Source organism: Neptunomonas japonica JAMM 1380 (assembly GCF_016592555.1).
GTDB classification, from domain to species: Bacteria; Pseudomonadota; Gammaproteobacteria; order Pseudomonadales; family Balneatricaceae; genus Neptunomonas; species Neptunomonas japonica_A.
Genome location: NZ_AP014546.1, coordinates 3,586,380 through 3,601,579, shown reverse-complemented (window position 1 = coordinate 3,601,579; position 15,200 = coordinate 3,586,380). Strand labels below are relative to the sequence as shown.

Below are 15,200 nucleotides of genomic sequence, written 5' to 3'. Positions count from 1 at the left end.
GAGGAATGACCCTTAAGTATTTAATGTATTAACTTTTTTCCAGTGCTAAGTAGTTGTTGATGCCTTTAATCTGATCTTCTGGATGATGATTGACATAGAGCACAGAGGTTTCGCTGCCTGCACAGATTTTCTCTATTAACGCTAACACCAGTTGGCGATTCATATCATCCAAGCCAAGACATGGCTCATCAAGAATAAGCAATGGCGGGTGTTTAACCATGGCACGTGCAATTAATAATAAGCGCTGGTCTCCATAGGATAGCTTATTAAACGGCGTATCGGCGCGGTCACTCATTCCTAATAACGCTAGCCATTCATCAGCAATCTGCTTCTGCTTGTCGGTAGATTTTGTGTATAAGCCTATGCTGTCGTAGAAGCCCGAAATAATTACATTTCGCAGGCCTGTTCCTACTTTGTACTCCCACTGTAGGGCGGTAGAGACGTAACCAATAAACTGCTTTATTTGCCAAATGCTTTCACCACTACCGCGCTTAAAGCCAAACACGAAAATGTCATTTACATAACATTGTGGATGGTCGCCGGTAATGAGTGATAGTAGACCGGTTTTTCCACTGCCGTTAGGACCGCTCAATTGCCAGTGCTGGTTACGCTCGATAGTCCAATTCAATGAATCAATGATCTTGTGGCCATCATAAGTAATATTGATAGCGTTTAGGCGAACTAGCGGCTGGGTTGGATCTAACTGTGGAATGGCGGTTTCTGGGTCGGCTGCTGGGACTTGTAAATTAGTAGTTTTTAAATGCAATAATTGGTAAAGCTCATTGTATGCTTTACTGTCTCTGCGATCGATCTTATGTTGCAAGCGTCCATGATCGATATAGGCGATATGAGTAATAAAGTCAGGAAACTCATCAAAGCGGTTGAGAACCATAACCATCGGTACTGTTTTTACCAGTGATGCTAAATACGTTTGAAGCATTTCAAGTGTATGCACATCTAAGCCATCAAATGGCTCATCAAGAATCAACAAGTCGGGTTCGCTGGCTAGCGCACGGATCAACATAACCTTGCGAGATTCGCCCGTAGATAGCTTTCGAAACGCACGATCTACTAATGGCTGTAGAGCAAACTTCTCAACTAACTCATCGACCAACTTCTGATTGCTGTCGCCGGGATTAAGGATCTCATGTACAGGTGTACCTTCAGCGATCACATCCATGATGTCAGCATCATCTTTTTTAAGTTCGGCCTCGATCAGTTCTGCTTGGGCTTCAAAAGAAACCAGACCTACTTTTGCAGGAAGTCCCTCGATACTGCCTGATACATTTTCTCCAGCACTTGCCAGTACGGCTGCTAGCGCAGATTTCCCAGAACCGTTGGCGCCAGTAACGACCCAATGTTGATTATCATTTAGCTGCCAGTTGAGTTCATACAATTGAAAGCGGTCGTCAAAGTTAACGGTCAGGTTGTCCAGGCTAATGTTCATAGGTATCGGTGTCCGGTGTTCTGTATCAGCGTGTGGGATGAGGGTGTTTATGAAATGTAAAAAAAGGCCAGGAGATGAATCCTGGCCTTCCGTTACCTGTAACACGTTACAGGCAAAGATCTAAATCAAACGATCTTTTTCATATCAGCCATATGGCCACGTAGAGTCGTACCGATTGCTTCAACTGGGTGAGCGCGAAGAGCAGCGTTCACTTCGATCAAGCGAGCATTATCAACGCCGTTGTCGTCTACAGCTAGGCCTCTACCAATGACATCCGTTTTGATATCTTTCATGAAGTCAGCCAATAGTGGCAGACAAGCATGGTTGTATAGGTAGCAACCGTATTCAGCTGTATCAGAGATAGTTGCATTCATCTCATATAACTTCTTACGTGCAATTGTGTTAGCAATAAGCGGAGTTTCATGTAGAGACTCGTAGTATGCAGAGTCAGCAACGATACCCGCAGCTGTCATTGTTTCGAAAGCTAGCTCAACACCCGCTTTAACCATAGCAACCATTAGGATGCCGTGGTCGAAGTATTCTTGCTCAGAAATTTCTACATCGCCAGCAGGTGTTTTCTCGAATGCTGTTTCTGCTGTTTCTGCGCGCCATCCTAGTAGGTTAACGTCGTCGTTAGCCCAATCTTCCATCATAGTGCGAGAGAAAGTACCGTCGATGATGTCATCCTGGTGCTTGTTGTACAGCGGACGCATGATCAGCTTCAGTTCTTCTGAAAGATCAAATGCTTTGATTTTAGCTGGGTTAGACAAACGATCCAGCATGTTCGTTACGCCGCCGTATTTAAGCGCTTCAGTAACGGTTTCCCAACCAAACTGAATCAGCTTAGATGCGTAACCAGCGTCAACACCTTCTTCGATCATTTTGTCGAAGCACAACAAAGAACCAGTCTGTAACATACCGCAAAGAATAGTCTGTTCGCCCATCAAATCAGATTTAACTTCAGCGATGAAAGAAGACATCAATACGCCGGCTTTATGACCGCCTGTACCTACAGCGTACGCTTTAGCCAAAGCCAAACCTTCGCCTTTAGGGTCGTTGTCTTCATGAACAGCGATCAGTGTAGGTACACCGAAACCACGCACGTATTCGTTACGTACTTCAGAACCAGGACACTTAGGAGCAACCATGATGACTGTTAAGTCTTCACGGATTTTCATACCTTCTTCAACGATATTGAAACCGTGAGAGTATGATAGGCAAGCACCTTGTTTCATCAAAGGCATGATGGCATTAACAACAGCCGTATGCTGCTTATCAGGTGTCAGGTTAAGAACAACATCAGCCGTTGGGATTAGTTCTTCGTATGTACCAACAACGAAACCGTTTTCAGTAGCACTTTTCCAAGACTGGCGTTTTTCAGCAATCGCAGCAGCACGTAATGTGTAAGATACATCACAGCCGCTATCACGTAGGTTCATACCCTGAGCCAAGCCCTGAGCACCACAACCGATAACAACGATTTTTTTACCTTTTAGCGCTTCTACACCATCTGGGAATTCAGAAATGTCCATGAAGCGGCATTTAGCCAGTTGCGCTAGCTGCTCACGTAGAGGCAGAGTATTAAAGTAATTATTTGGCATGTCTGATAGTTCCGTGTAATGAAGTACCTGCTAAACCAGCAGGTACTGAAAATTTAGATTAATTGCCGGGGTAAACGAAAAGCTGGCTGCTGCCAATGCAGGTTTACAGGCTAAAATTCAGAAAGGGATATTATATACGCCCCACGACCGAAATTTAATAGCGCCATTTTATATAAAGTTCCATCTTGCGTATATTGATATATATTCATCGTAGTATTGCGTTATTGGAAACGCTGTATTTGTGCTGTCTGAATATGCGGCTCCATTGTGGGCTTTCGAGCAGAGTTGGTACTCCATAGGGCTAACGTCTGGCTCTGTTTCTAGTGTAAGTGGGCGGTTAGAGTATAAGTAGTCACTGTTGCGTAATAAGATTGAGGACTCTTTATGCCTTGCTACTCTGCATTTCAAAAGCTCCGCAGCCGGGTTATTCCCGCGTTAAAAGTAGAAGTGCAGGAATATAGGCATATTAAAACAGGTGCGCTGCATTATCATTTAGCTGCGGATAACCCTGAGAATGTTTTTTTGGTCGCATTCAGAACCCCACCTACTAATTCTTGTGGTGTTACTCATATATTAGAACACTGTATTCTATGTGGAAGTGAAAAATATCCGTTGCGCGCACCGTATTTTATGATGCGTAAGCGCTCCCTAGCTACTTATATGAATGCATTTACCAGTGCTGACTGGACGGCATATCCTTTTGCTAGCCAAATCCGGAAAGATTACTTTAATTTACTCGATGTCTACCTAGATGCGGTTTTTTTTGCCAAGTTGAATCCATTAGATTTTGCACAAGAAGGTCATCGTTTAGCGGTTAATGATGAGGGATGTTTAGAACAGCGAGGCGTTGTTTATAATGAGATGAAAGGTGCCTTTAACGCGTCTTCGTCTACTCATTGGGACATTCTTTGTAAGTACCTATTCCCAACGACTCCTTATCGTTATGTGAGCGGTGGCGATCCTGCGGAGATTCCAAGCCTTAGCTATGAGCAATTATTAACTTTCTATCACGAGCATTATCACCCAAGCAATGCGGTATTTATGACCTATGGAGATCTTCCTGTTGAGGAGCTGCACGAGCGTATTGATCAGCAAGCACTGTCTCGCTTTGACCAGCAATCTCTAGTTGAGACTCCGTTATTTGAAGAGCATTTTACAGTACCTGTCAAAGCACAAGAATTCGTTTGTACAGATGCGTTAGATGAGGATAGAGGTACTAGTAGTGAGCCGCTGTCAGAGCAAACACATCATCTGTTGGCTTGGTTAATAGGCAAGAGCACCGACTTGAAGCAATGGTTAGAGGCGCATCTGTTAAGTCGACTGCTCTTTCAAGACAGTGCCTCACCTTTGATGAATGCGCTAGAGTCGACGGCGCTGGGTCATGGGCCTTCGCATTTATGTGGCCTAGAAGACAGCAATGCCGAACTCAGCTTAGTCTGTGGTATTCAGGGCAGCGACCCAAAAGCGGCGGATGCGTTCGAGTCTTTGGTGTTGGCTACTTTGAACGAGATAGCGATAAACGGTGTGGATAAAGCACGTTTGGATGCCGTGCTTCATCAGTTGGAGCTTGATCATCGAGACATAAGCGATGATGCTTATCCCTATGGCTTGCAAGTTATCCTTTCCGCTTTGCCTACTGCATTGCAAGTAAATGCAGATAAAGATGCTTTATCAGCTTCGTTAGACCTTGAGCCTGTGATGCTTGAGCTCAGAACGGCTGTCAGTGACCCCGAATATATTAAAACATTGATAAGAGAGCGGGTGCTTGAAAATATGCACAGGGTTCGTCTTTCTTTATTACCTGACACAACGCTTAAGTCTCGTCGCCAGAGTGATAATAAGGAAAAGCTAACGCAAATGTTGGCTAAAATGAGTGACCAGCAACGCCAGCAACTTTTTGAGCAGGAGTCTGCACTAGAGGAGCGTCAGAGTGAGGAAGAAAATTCTGATATTTTGCCAAAGCTCACTGTGCAAGAAATACCAGTTGGTTTAAAAGGCGCCCAAGGTAAGCGTTTTATGACGAACCCTTCCATACCGATTACTTGTTTTGAGCAAGGGACTAATGGTCTTTTGCATCAACAGTTAGTTATTGAGATGCCTTATTTGGAAGAAGAGTTACTGCAGGCCCTGCCTTTTTATACGGCTTGTTTAACTGAGCTTGGCTGTGGGGGAAAAAACTATCAGCAAACACAAGCGTGGCGAGCTGAGTATTCAGAGGGTATTCACGCCAGTTGTAATATGCGTGGTTCTCTCCTCGATGTGCAGCAAACAAAAGGGTATTTCACATTAGCCACGCGAGGGCTATCGACAAACCATCAAGCGATGACCGAGATGCTCTACAACGCTTTGACGATGGCGAGGTTTGATGAATTACCACGAATAAAAAGTCTTATAGCTCAGCAGCGCTTGTCTGCTGATCACTATGTCGCTGATAATGGTCATATACTGGCTAAACGTACGGCCTCTAGCGGCTTTAGCCCCGCTGCGTCGTTTGTACAGCGCTTGAGTGGGTTGCGAGGTATTAAGTCACTACGTGCTTTTGATAATAGTCTACGCAGCGCTTGTAATGACAGCCTTGCTGCATCTATGGCAGCTAAGTTTGAACGCATTCACTATCGCTTAGCCACAGCGCCTAAGCAGTTTATGCTGGTGGGTGAAAGTGCTGATTTTAAATGTGAGCGCCAGATATTGCTGGAGAGGTGGCAAGGCACGCACTCTCAGGATGCTCAGATTCAGGGTATGGAGTTTCAGCCATTTACGCTAGAGCCTGTATCACGTCAAATAAGAGAGATCTGGACAACTGATACTCAAGTTAATTTCTGTTCGATTGCTTACCCGACAGTGGCTATTAACCATCCCGATTCTGCAGCTTTGCATGTGTTAGGGGAGTTGGTTCGTCATGAGTACTTGCATCCCATCGTGCGTGAACGTGGTGGGGCGTATGGCAGCGGCTGTAGTCAGGACTCCAATATAGGTGCTTTTCGGATGTGCTCTTATAGAGACCCGAGGTCAGTAGGTACGTTGGAAGATTTTGGTGAAGCGACGGGGTGGTTGCAAAACTGTCAGTTTACTCAGCAACACGTAGATAGCGCCGTTTTTGCTATGATTAGTTATATGGATAAGCCTGTTTCACCCGCGAGTGATGCCAAGCAGGTTTTTCACAATGCTTTATATGGCCGTACGCTTGAACAGAGAGAATTTTTTCGAGAAAGAGTATTGAATATTTCATTGGATGACCTTGTGCGAGTGCGTGAAACCTATTTATCTCCTGATAAGGCAAGCATAGCAGTGATCACGCATTGTGCTGATGATCTTGTTGATTGGGCTGGCGAGCATGTTTTTGAGATCATCAAGCTATAGATTGTTTTTATCGATAGCCGTTATGTAAAAACATTATGTCTCCTTAACGTCACCATCATAAAAATAATTTGACCGCTTCTCGGTCATTTTTCGTTGTAGTGTCTTATTTTTACTACTTATTCTTTTTTGGTCTAATTGTATGAAATTTAATACCATTTACTTATAAGAAAAAGTCGGTATATTAATACTCAAGAGATGATTAGTAACACATTAGATAGAGGGTACAGGCATGAACGTTAAAGGCTTTCATTCATACAACAAGCAGTCTTCAGACGAACAAAAATCTAAAACTCGTCAAGAGAAAGCAGGTTCTTCTGTACGTGATCAATCCCTTGATGATAAAAATATGACAGGCGATAAAACTAAGAAAAGTGCTTATAACTTTGTTGGTATAGCTGGTTAATTTACTCGATTAGGTTCGCGTACTCTATATTGAAACCCTGAGATTATTTCTTGGGGTTTTTCGTTTCTGCTGTATACACAGTGACACCATCCACGATGGTTTCTAACACTTTTATTTGTTTGATATCTTTTGGGTTTTCTAAAGGGTTTCCTGATAGCAGCACCAAATCAGCAAACTTCCCTTGCTCTATTGAGCCTCTGTTTTTTTCTTGAAACACCTGCCACGCCGCATCAATAGTCATTGAACGTATAGCCTGCATGGTAGAAATTTTCTGCTCTTCTCCAATGGTATTGCCACTGACTGACTGCCTATTAACTGTGCTCCAGAGTAACTGTAATGGGCTAATTGGGGTGACGGGGGCATCTGTATGCACACTAAACTTAAGCCCTAATGCTGCTGCCGAGCCCGTAGGGCTCATCATTGCTCCTCTCTTGGGGCCCATGAATGATGCGATATGCTGGTCGCCCCAATAATAGGTGTGTGTAGGAAAAAAGCTGGGAGTAATGCCTAATGCTTGCATGCTTTTGAGTTGATCGAGCCGTGCCATTTGTGCATGTACAAGAATCAACCTTGGGTCAGTTGAGGGAGTATATTTTTGAGCTTTTGCAAAGGCATTGATTATTTGGTCAATCGCAGCATCACCATTTCCGTGAATAGCTAATTGGAACCCTGCATCATGATAGGTGCTTACAATGGCACTGAGTTCTGTTTGCTCAAAGGAAGGGAAACCTCTGTAGTCTGGTATGGCTGGTGGGTTTTTATAAAATGGCTTTGTTAAAAAAGCGGTACGCCCTTGAACGCTGCCATCGGCAATGATTTTTATTGGCCCCAAATAAAAACGCTCGGAGTTAAAATCCGTTTGTTTGTAGCTGCCATTTAATAGTTGTTGTCCAAAGCTCTGGTGGTTAGGGAAAACAACCATACGAAAGGGAATCTGCCTGAGCTGGCTAGCCCAGTAAAGTGCTCGAGTAAGGTTAACACCAATGCCACCGCTTTGTGCTGTAGTAATGCCATTTTTGCTATAGTCGTCGCGAGCCTGCCGGAAAATTTGGTAATAATCGGTAAATGAAAAGTCCTGCAGTAATGTAGTGAGCGATAAGGCAGACTTCTCTTGCAGTAGGCCATTCAACTTGCCCGTATTTGCATCTCGTCCAATGACTCCCCCAGAAGGCGATAGCGTTTTTTCTGTGATGCCAACTTTTTCTAGAGCAAGACTGTTAGCTATGCCCATATGACCGGAGCTGTGCCATAGATAGATAGGGTGTTCGCTAGATATGCTATCGAGTTCTTGCCTTGTGGGGTGGCGTTTTTCTGTAAGAGATGAGTCATCATAGCCAAAGCCTAATAGCCATTTCCCTGGCGGAGTCATTGCAGCTTGTAAACGCATGCTGTCTAGTAATAGCGCGATACTAGACGTTCTGCCGGTAGGAGGAGGGCTTAAGTCAGCAGAAATAGCCGTAAGCCCAGAGCTAGGAAAATGACTATGTGCGTCGATAAAACCAGGTAGTAATGTTTTGCCTTTTAAATCTGTAACTTGGGTGCCTTTTTGAATGAGTTTGCGGATATTCTTATTACTATCAATAGCCTCTATTTTGCCATCTCTAATAGATATCGCTTCGACGATACTGTTGTTGTCGTCGACGGTAATTATATTCCCGTTAATAAAGACTCTATGTCCAGGCGTCGCGAGACCGACAAGCAACGCTATAACGATGGCGGCTAGTAATGCGATGCCTAAAAGATATGTTGATATGCGTGTTTTCATCAGTTGAGTCATCGGAGTGGATGATGTTGATGCTTTTTATAGATAAGCAGTGCGAGTAAAGCAGAAAAAAGAAGCAGAATAACACTTAATATTATCTGGCTATTGGAGTTGATATTGAATCCGTTACCAGCCATGACAAATAGTGCGCTTTGTGGCAAAAAACCTAAAAATGACGCGCTGAAAAATTTTGTGGCAGATAGTTTTGTCGTCCCTGCAGCTAGGTTAGTCAGCATATTTGTCCCAAAGGGTAGAAAACGAATAGTGAGAATTTTAAGAAAAGGTTGCTCCGCAATAAAGCTATCTATCTTTTTGATGGCATCAGGAAAGTGCCGCTGGACCCAAGGGCGTGCAAAAAAACGAGCAAACCAGAATGTTAAAAGTGCTCCTAAACTAATACTGCTAATCGCTAATAATAAGCCCACTAATAACCCAAAACTGTAACCGGCAACGAGTGCAATTAACTGTCTTGGTAACCCAATGGCGGCAGCGATAGCGCTTAACAGTACGAAAGCTGATATACCCCCAAAACCATGCTTTTTGACCCATTCGCCTAGTGCTTCAGGGTTAATATATGACTCAATCAGCGGTAGTAAAGAATAACTACCCCATGCTATGACTAACGTGATTAGCAGAATAAGTGCCAATGCTGTTTTGTAGTGCAGGGGCTTAATAAGAACTCCGTTAATTAACGATGGATAGTTTTTAATGAGAAAGGAGTTTTCTTATTAAGTTCAACGCTACGTTAATGACCCTGTTTATGGGGGGGACTATTTTGTATTAATCTCTAGTTATTATTCACGGTTTTAGCTGATATTTTTTTGAGCATATTGCCCTTATTAAACCTCTGGTAGCGGATGATTCTTTCGAGTTTATTTTGATTGTCTAACCGGTATTTATAGTAGGTGTTTCCTTCACGATATATACCTCTGCAGCTAAATTTATTTTTTTGCATACGTAAGCACATTTTTCCTTCTGCATCGAGCTTCCAATGCCCGCTTCTGTTCCTCTGTTTTCTGATCTGTTTGACACGACCTTTGGAAGTGTAATAAGAAAAACTTGTTGTGCCGGTTTTCAGGTTATATGACTCTACAGTGTGTTTGACGAATAGCTTTTTGACCTGCTCGCCGCTGAGCATAATTGGTTTTTGGTTGTAAGGCTTTATCTGGCAACCAGATAAAAATAATCCACATATAATAATTAAAATAATCGAGTGTTTACTCATAGTAATTGCTCTTAATTCGTTAACCAAAAGTGACTTATTTCGGAAAGCATGTCAGTTTCAGTAATGTTTTTTTGGAAATCGTGGGACTGATTGTCTAGATGAACAATATTTATAGTGGATGACGAAGGGGAGTGTTTCATCGTGTCGTGTATCGCTTTGCTCCAAGTGTTCGCTCTCTCTAAACGATGAATACCTTGATATTGATCCAGTAGTTCAGACTGCCTTAGGCTCTTGTCTCGTTTTATATCCTGCTTACCTACCATGACCAACATTGGGATTTGTAAAAAATGCTGTAACCTTGGACGGTTCATCCATGATGGCCAATTTCTTAAACCTTGTGGATAGCTTTTATAAAGATCAGGAAAGGTATACCAGCCTGCACTCAGTAACGTCAGAGAAGCTAAATTATAGGGGTGGAGGTAAGCATAACGATGTACAAATTGCGCCCCACCGGAATAACCACATAGATGAACTTTTAGTTCAGCTAATCCCTTAATTGACCTAAAGGTTGTGATGATATTGTTTAATGCTAGATCGGCTCTTGGAGAGGATGAATTTTTGGCTAGCAGTTGGTAGCTGGGAAAATTTTCTTTACTGAACTCCGGAGCAAAAAGCCATAATCCATGTTTTTCCGCAAGTGCTTTGTAGGCTTCAAGTTGCTGTAGGCTATTCCTGGAAATGCCGTGTATAGCGACAATCGCTTGGTGTTTTTTCTTTTCTGTTGTTGGTTGATACACCCAGACAGGTAGCATTCTACTCGCAGGAAAAGTGACTTGTTTAATTGTACCAGGGCTCGGTAGCATCTTAAGTATATTTAACATTATTGAGGCCTAGTTGTTGTCGAGTTTGACTCATGGGGTAAATGAGTTATGCGAAATGATTCTTTGTTTAACTCCCATATCTGGTCGTAATATTGGTAGTTGAAGCCTTGTTCTGAGCAGATGATGATTGCGCCTTCAAATGTTTTCAGTAATTTCAGAGTAATTATTTTTATTTCATCATCATGGTGAGCCGCGTCAGTATCAATTAATAATACTTTTGGGCGCCTGAGTAATGCGCGGGCTAGCATGATTTTATAGTTTTGGGACGCAGATAAGTTGCTCCCATTTTCTTGTACACGTGTATCCATCCCGGTAGGTAATTGGGTTAACCATCGCTCTAAATTACACATTGAGAGAACATGTTGGGTATAACGGTCAGATTTTTGCCTAGCGCCATAAAAAAGGTTTTTTCGTATGGTACCGCGTAGTAATGGCATCTGCTGGCTGATGAGTGTTGTGAGCTGAGAAGTAACGAATGGTTGGAATGTAGAAAGCGCTATATTATTTACTTTCATTTCGCCATTAGTGTAGTCGAGTAAACCGGCAAGAACGGAGAGTAATGAACTTTTCCCTCCACCTGTTTGGCCGCAAAGCCTGATGCGGTCACTTCCGGTTAGCTCGGCAGAAATGGGAGGGAAGCGTTGGTTCGATTGTAGTTTATCCAACTGGATCGTTAGAATTTTAGACGGACGTTTTTTTGTACCGATTGATATATTATCTTTGCGGTTAAAAAAATACTCAAGCTGATGAATGGCTAACTTTTTTAGTGTCCATAATTCATATAAGCGACTTAACGGCCGTAGGTGAGATAAAAAATATAGTGCTGCTGTCATAACAATAGCGACATCTTCAGGTTTTATTTCTTGTTGTTTTACGAGCCACAAACCCGTTATGAATAATGCTAAGACACCTGTGCCAAGAACTGCTTCATTAAAGCCCCGAGAAATGCCTGAAATACTAGCGCGCTTAATATTGCCAGTGGATAAAAGCCTGCTCTGCTCATTAAAACGTTTTCTCTCACGGCTAATTTGGTTAAATGCTTTAATGATTCTTATTTCTCGCAACTGTTCAGTTACATTGCGTATTAGACGCCCTCTGGTTCGTCTGATATGTTTGGACCTTTCGTATAAATGCTTACCAATTAAGTAGTTACCAGTAAATATAATGACTATGAGTGGTGTTAAGCTAGCGGTTAGTAATGGGTTTATTCTAGATAAGCCAATGAGTGCGATAAGTAACCAGATTCCTAATACGATCGCGGGTACTAGCCCGCTGACAATCCAGTTTCTTATGGCTGCCATGTCGCCCGTTAGGCGTAAAAGTGTGCCACCTTTATTGATCATTGATGAATCTGAAATAGGGAGCTGTAATACTTTAAGAAAAACGGATTGGCGTAATTCATTTACATATTGTTGAGCGAGTTGCTCTGCTATATATCGTTCACAATAACGGCCCGTAGCGATAACTAAAATGCCGAGAAATGCAAACCCAAGCCAATAAAAGCTTGGTGTAAAGTTACTGGCTTGCAAGGACTGCTTAGCTTGATAAATCATACCCATCAGACAAAGAGACTGAACTATTGCAATGGTAACTAACGCTAATAATAAACACTGGCGGACTTTATCCAGCAGCAGAGCATGTATTTTCATAGTCTCGGATTATCGTATTGTATAAGTAATCAATGGCTGACTTTTTGCTTAAATCTGCTGCAGTAAATACCGGCAGGCCTGAGCCCGTAGTGGCTTCTTCGCATGCAATTGGGGAGCGGGTAAGTAAGCCGCTAATAGCATAAAGGGAGAATCCTGCTGAAAGCACTCTTTCAGCCACCATAATAGCGGAGGTTGCACTATCGGCAGCAACAATGACGCCTGTTACCTCATTGATAAAATGCTCCGAATTCATTAAGGATTTAGTTTCTGGTTGAAGAATACCATCAGCTATTTCGAGAACCAGTATTTGGGCTTCCGCTTTTTGGGCAGACTCTTTGAAGCGTTGTAAAAGCTGAATGAAGTTGCCAGTAGAGAGACCAACCGTTGAAGGGAAGCCGGCATCTACAAAATCAATAACATGACATGCGCCTGCGTCTTTCATTCGCCAATAGTCGGGCCCTGCGCCTGTGCCAGTTAATTTGGCGCCTGCAACGCGTATCCCTTCTTTAAATAGGCCGTTAATACAAGCACAAGCCGTTGTGGTTTTTCCTGCATTCATATCACTGCCGACAATTACTAAAACAGGGATGTTTATCTGAGTTCTATTCATCGTTTTAAGTGGTGCAAAAGACGATAAGTTTAATGCTTTACCATCTTTTCCACCTATTACGCCTTGGAGTGTGAGTTCTGTAGGTGCTTTGACCTTTTGGCTGCGGTGCGTGACATTCCCTGCTATACCTCCGGCTGCCACAAGGTGAAAGGGTTGTCCAAGGGTAGGTAGCTCGGCACAAAATTGGTCAGTTGCATAACGCTTCGCGGCTACTACGATAATGTTATCACCTTCATAAAGATGTTCCCGTCGGCCCTGGGTGTTTTCTAGGCGAGTGTGCTGACGAATTTTATCAACGCGACAAAGCAATAAGTCACCAGCAGCTGGTTGAACGTCTAATAGCATTTTTGCTTGAGATATATCAACGTTACGTGTGATATAGCCTTGTTTCACATTTGATAAAAAACCCATGATAAGTACCTAGTGTATATTTCTTAAATCAGCTTAATGCCAGTCAGCTGGCTACTTCAACGTAAGTGAAAATAGCGCAGTCTTTATTCACGTTATTATTATGCCTGTTTAGTTACTTCAACACTGTTAACTAAAAGTGTAGCTTATAGAAAAAAGTTTAAATGGAGCTTAAATATAAAATAGGTGGAATAAGGTATATTTGGTTTTTTATTATTAGAGCGGTTCTATAAGAAGGTGTTTGGGCCAGTTAGCAGTGATACTGCAATGTTCATGCAAACGTAGGAAAGTTTTCTAGCGGTTAGGGAGGGCTGGGCTTCAAGTAGGCATTTAGCTTTGCGCTGATTAGCTTATGGGTTTAGTGTTTATAATTTGTGACCAGAACCTTTTGAATAACTCTCTTCACAGATTCCATTCTGTTCATTGTACGGAATTTATCTTTATGAGTTTCAGGCTTCATATTGCTTTCTTCATTGCCAGTTTTTAAGCGAAAACGATATTCTCCTGTTCTATCTTGGTATAGCTCTAGCTCTGTGCTCACAGTAACACTTCCTTGTTTTAATATGGGGCCATTATAGTGAACCCATCTGAACATAAGCTTATGCAATTTAATAATTACTTACTTTTTATGGGTGAAATTTATCCAGCCTATTTTAGCTATAGGTCTGTTAAATGAGTTGAGTCTGGTTACGACCCATTTGTTTAGCTTGGTAAAGAGCAGTGTCTGCTCCTCGCAGTAACTCATCGATGTTCTCGTATGAGTTTTTCGTTAATACCGCAATACCTGCACTGATCGTGATGATGCCCAAAGGTGATTGGTCGTGCGGCAGTTCAAGTTGTGCTATCGAAGTACATATCCTGTTGGCCAAATGTTGCGCAGCAATATTGTTGGTGTCAGGTAAGATGAGTAAGAATTCCTCCCCGCCATAGCGTGCGACGAGGTCTCCTGCACGTTTTACGTTACCTTGTAAGGTACGAGCCACGCTTTTCAGGCACTCATCACCTGCTTGATGGCCATACAGATCGTTATATTTCTTAAAAAAATCGACGTCTAGCATAATCAAGGTGAGCGGTCTTTTATGTCGTCTCGCTATCGTCCACTCTTTGTTTAGTACTTCGTTCATTGCGCGACGGTTGGCAAGGTTGGTGAGTTGGTCTGTATTTGATTCTTCTTTAAGCTTCAACTGGGCTTCTTCGGTAAAGCTGAGCAAAGAGAAAACGCCGCTGATGACACTAAACGCAGGCCATATTATTTGTGATGAAATCATGGTTTTACTAAACAATTCAGGTGATAGCTCGAGTAAAAAAGAGCGGGTAACAACACAAAGGGCCATGAAAAAACAAGCGTAAGAAAGGATGATGTCGGACGGATTTCTATTCTTTTTTACTTTTATAAATAAATAACCGATGCAGCAAAATGCTGAAGGCACAAAGAGAGCACTAACGTGCAAAGCGTCATTAAAATTACTGTTATATATGAAAAAGGCCAAAGCAATGCAGTTTATCAAAAACAGGCTTGATATCGTGGCAAGTGGTAAACGACACTCGCATCGCTTGAAGCTAAATACCACCATTCCCCAGATAAACGCTGAAGATAGAACTGCTGATATGATTTTTAAAAATACATTTATATCAAATGTGTAAAGAAACCAGCTAAGGCAGTTTGCAGAAAAGGCGATGATAAAAAAGAGTATAGATTTCTGTTTTCCATCAGGGTCAGCAACTCGTGTACCTGAGAAGGCTAACACTAAATTTATTAATGCGACGGTGAAAAAATAAGCCTGTTCAGTCGTCATTTGTTTTTCTCAAAGGTTGAATTTCTGTAATTATTTAGCGTGTGTGTAGCGGTACTCGTTACCACTGCCCTAATGATGGACTATTGCTAATATGATTGTATTATGGAGAGCTTAATTT

At 42.4% G+C, this 15,200-nt stretch carries 11 protein-coding genes; 2 read left to right on the top strand and 9 right to left on the bottom strand.

Features of this window, described 5'->3' with window-relative positions:
• Positions 1-28: 28 nt before the first annotated feature.
• Both modF and ilvC read right to left on the bottom strand, forming a co-directional pair.
• Entirely contained in the window at positions 29-1,447 is a 1,419-nt protein-coding gene (modF, locus tag NEJAP_RS16945) for a molybdate ABC transporter ATP-binding protein ModF (RefSeq protein WP_201348328.1), read from the bottom strand.
• A 125-nt stretch (positions 1,448-1,572) separates the two neighbouring features.
• A complete protein-coding gene (gene ilvC, locus NEJAP_RS16940; RefSeq protein WP_201348327.1) occupies positions 1,573-3,048 on the bottom strand; it encodes a ketol-acid reductoisomerase in 1,476 nt (491 codons plus the stop codon).
• Positions 3,049-3,432: 384 nt separating this feature from the next.
• Between ilvC and NEJAP_RS16935 the strand changes: the two genes are divergently transcribed.
• Together NEJAP_RS16935 and NEJAP_RS16930 are read left to right on the top strand one after the other, a co-directional pair.
• Positions 3,433-6,408, top strand: a complete 2,976-nt coding sequence (locus tag NEJAP_RS16935) for an insulinase family protein (RefSeq protein WP_201348326.1) — start codon at positions 3,433-3,435, stop codon at positions 6,406-6,408.
• Positions 6,409-6,637: 229 nt separating this feature from the next.
• Positions 6,638-6,811 (top strand): hypothetical protein, encoded by a 174-nt coding sequence (locus NEJAP_RS16930; RefSeq protein WP_201348325.1) that lies wholly within the window; start codon positions 6,638-6,640, stop codon positions 6,809-6,811.
• A 43-nt stretch (positions 6,812-6,854) separates the two neighbouring features.
• Here NEJAP_RS16930 and NEJAP_RS16925 read toward each other — a convergent pair whose 3' ends face one another.
• From NEJAP_RS16925 to NEJAP_RS16895, 7 genes are all read right to left on the bottom strand, one after another.
• A complete protein-coding gene (locus NEJAP_RS16925) occupies positions 6,855-8,576 on the bottom strand; it encodes an amidohydrolase (RefSeq protein ID WP_201348324.1) in 1,722 nt (573 codons plus the stop codon).
• A gap of 8 nt (positions 8,577-8,584) precedes the next feature.
• Positions 8,585-9,220 carry a TVP38/TMEM64 family protein gene (locus NEJAP_RS16920; RefSeq protein ID WP_201348323.1) on the bottom strand — a complete coding sequence of 212 codons (636 nt, stop codon included), beginning with the start codon at positions 9,218-9,220 and terminating at the stop codon, positions 8,585-8,587.
• Positions 9,221-9,360: 140 nt separating this feature from the next.
• Positions 9,361-9,798, bottom strand: coding sequence for a hypothetical protein (locus tag NEJAP_RS16915; RefSeq protein ID WP_201348322.1), 438 nt, complete (start codon positions 9,796-9,798; stop codon positions 9,361-9,363).
• An 11-nt stretch (positions 9,799-9,809) separates the two neighbouring features.
• Entirely contained in the window at positions 9,810-10,619 is an 810-nt protein-coding gene (locus tag NEJAP_RS16910; protein WP_201348321.1) for an alpha/beta hydrolase, read from the bottom strand.
• Positions 10,619-12,268 (bottom strand): ABC transporter transmembrane domain-containing protein, encoded by a 1,650-nt coding sequence (locus NEJAP_RS16905; protein WP_201348320.1) that lies wholly within the window; start codon positions 12,266-12,268, stop codon positions 10,619-10,621. The genes NEJAP_RS16910 and NEJAP_RS16905 overlap by 1 nt, the downstream gene beginning before the upstream one ends.
• Positions 12,240-13,289 carry a hypothetical protein gene (locus tag NEJAP_RS16900; RefSeq protein ID WP_201348319.1) on the bottom strand — a complete coding sequence of 350 codons (1,050 nt, stop codon included), beginning with the start codon at positions 13,287-13,289 and terminating at the stop codon, positions 12,240-12,242. Before NEJAP_RS16900 ends, NEJAP_RS16905 begins: the two co-directional genes overlap by 29 nt.
• 665 nt (positions 13,290-13,954) lie before the next feature.
• Entirely contained in the window at positions 13,955-15,082 is a 1,128-nt protein-coding gene (locus NEJAP_RS16895; RefSeq protein ID WP_201348318.1) for a GGDEF domain-containing protein, read from the bottom strand.
• Between the last annotated feature and the right edge of the window lie 118 nt (positions 15,083-15,200).

Coding starts and splice junctions, on each gene's coding strand:
- NEJAP_RS16900 (WP_201348319.1), bottom strand. CDS start 13,289: ATGGGTTTTTTATCAAATGTGAAACAAGGCTATATCACACGTAACGTT.
- NEJAP_RS16895 (WP_201348318.1), bottom strand. CDS start 15,082: ATGACGACTGAACAGGCTTATTTTTTCACCGTCGCATTAATAAATTTA.
- NEJAP_RS16935 (WP_201348326.1), top strand. CDS start 3,433: ATGCCTTGCTACTCTGCATTTCAAAAGCTCCGCAGCCGGGTTATTCCC.
- NEJAP_RS16925 (WP_201348324.1), bottom strand. CDS start 8,576: ATGAAAACACGCATATCAACATATCTTTTAGGCATCGCATTACTAGCC.
- NEJAP_RS16930 (WP_201348325.1), top strand. CDS start 6,638: ATGAACGTTAAAGGCTTTCATTCATACAACAAGCAGTCTTCAGACGAA.
- NEJAP_RS16905 (WP_201348320.1), bottom strand. CDS start 12,268: ATGAAAATACATGCTCTGCTGCTGGATAAAGTCCGCCAGTGTTTATTA.
- NEJAP_RS16910 (WP_201348321.1), bottom strand. CDS start 10,619: ATGTTAAATATACTTAAGATGCTACCGAGCCCTGGTACAATTAAACAA.
- ilvC (WP_201348327.1), bottom strand. CDS start 3,048: ATGCCAAATAATTACTTTAATACTCTGCCTCTACGTGAGCAGCTAGCG.
- modF (WP_201348328.1), bottom strand. CDS start 1,447: ATGAACATTAGCCTGGACAACCTGACCGTTAACTTTGACGACCGCTTT.
- NEJAP_RS16915 (WP_201348322.1), bottom strand. CDS start 9,798: ATGAGTAAACACTCGATTATTTTAATTATTATATGTGGATTATTTTTA.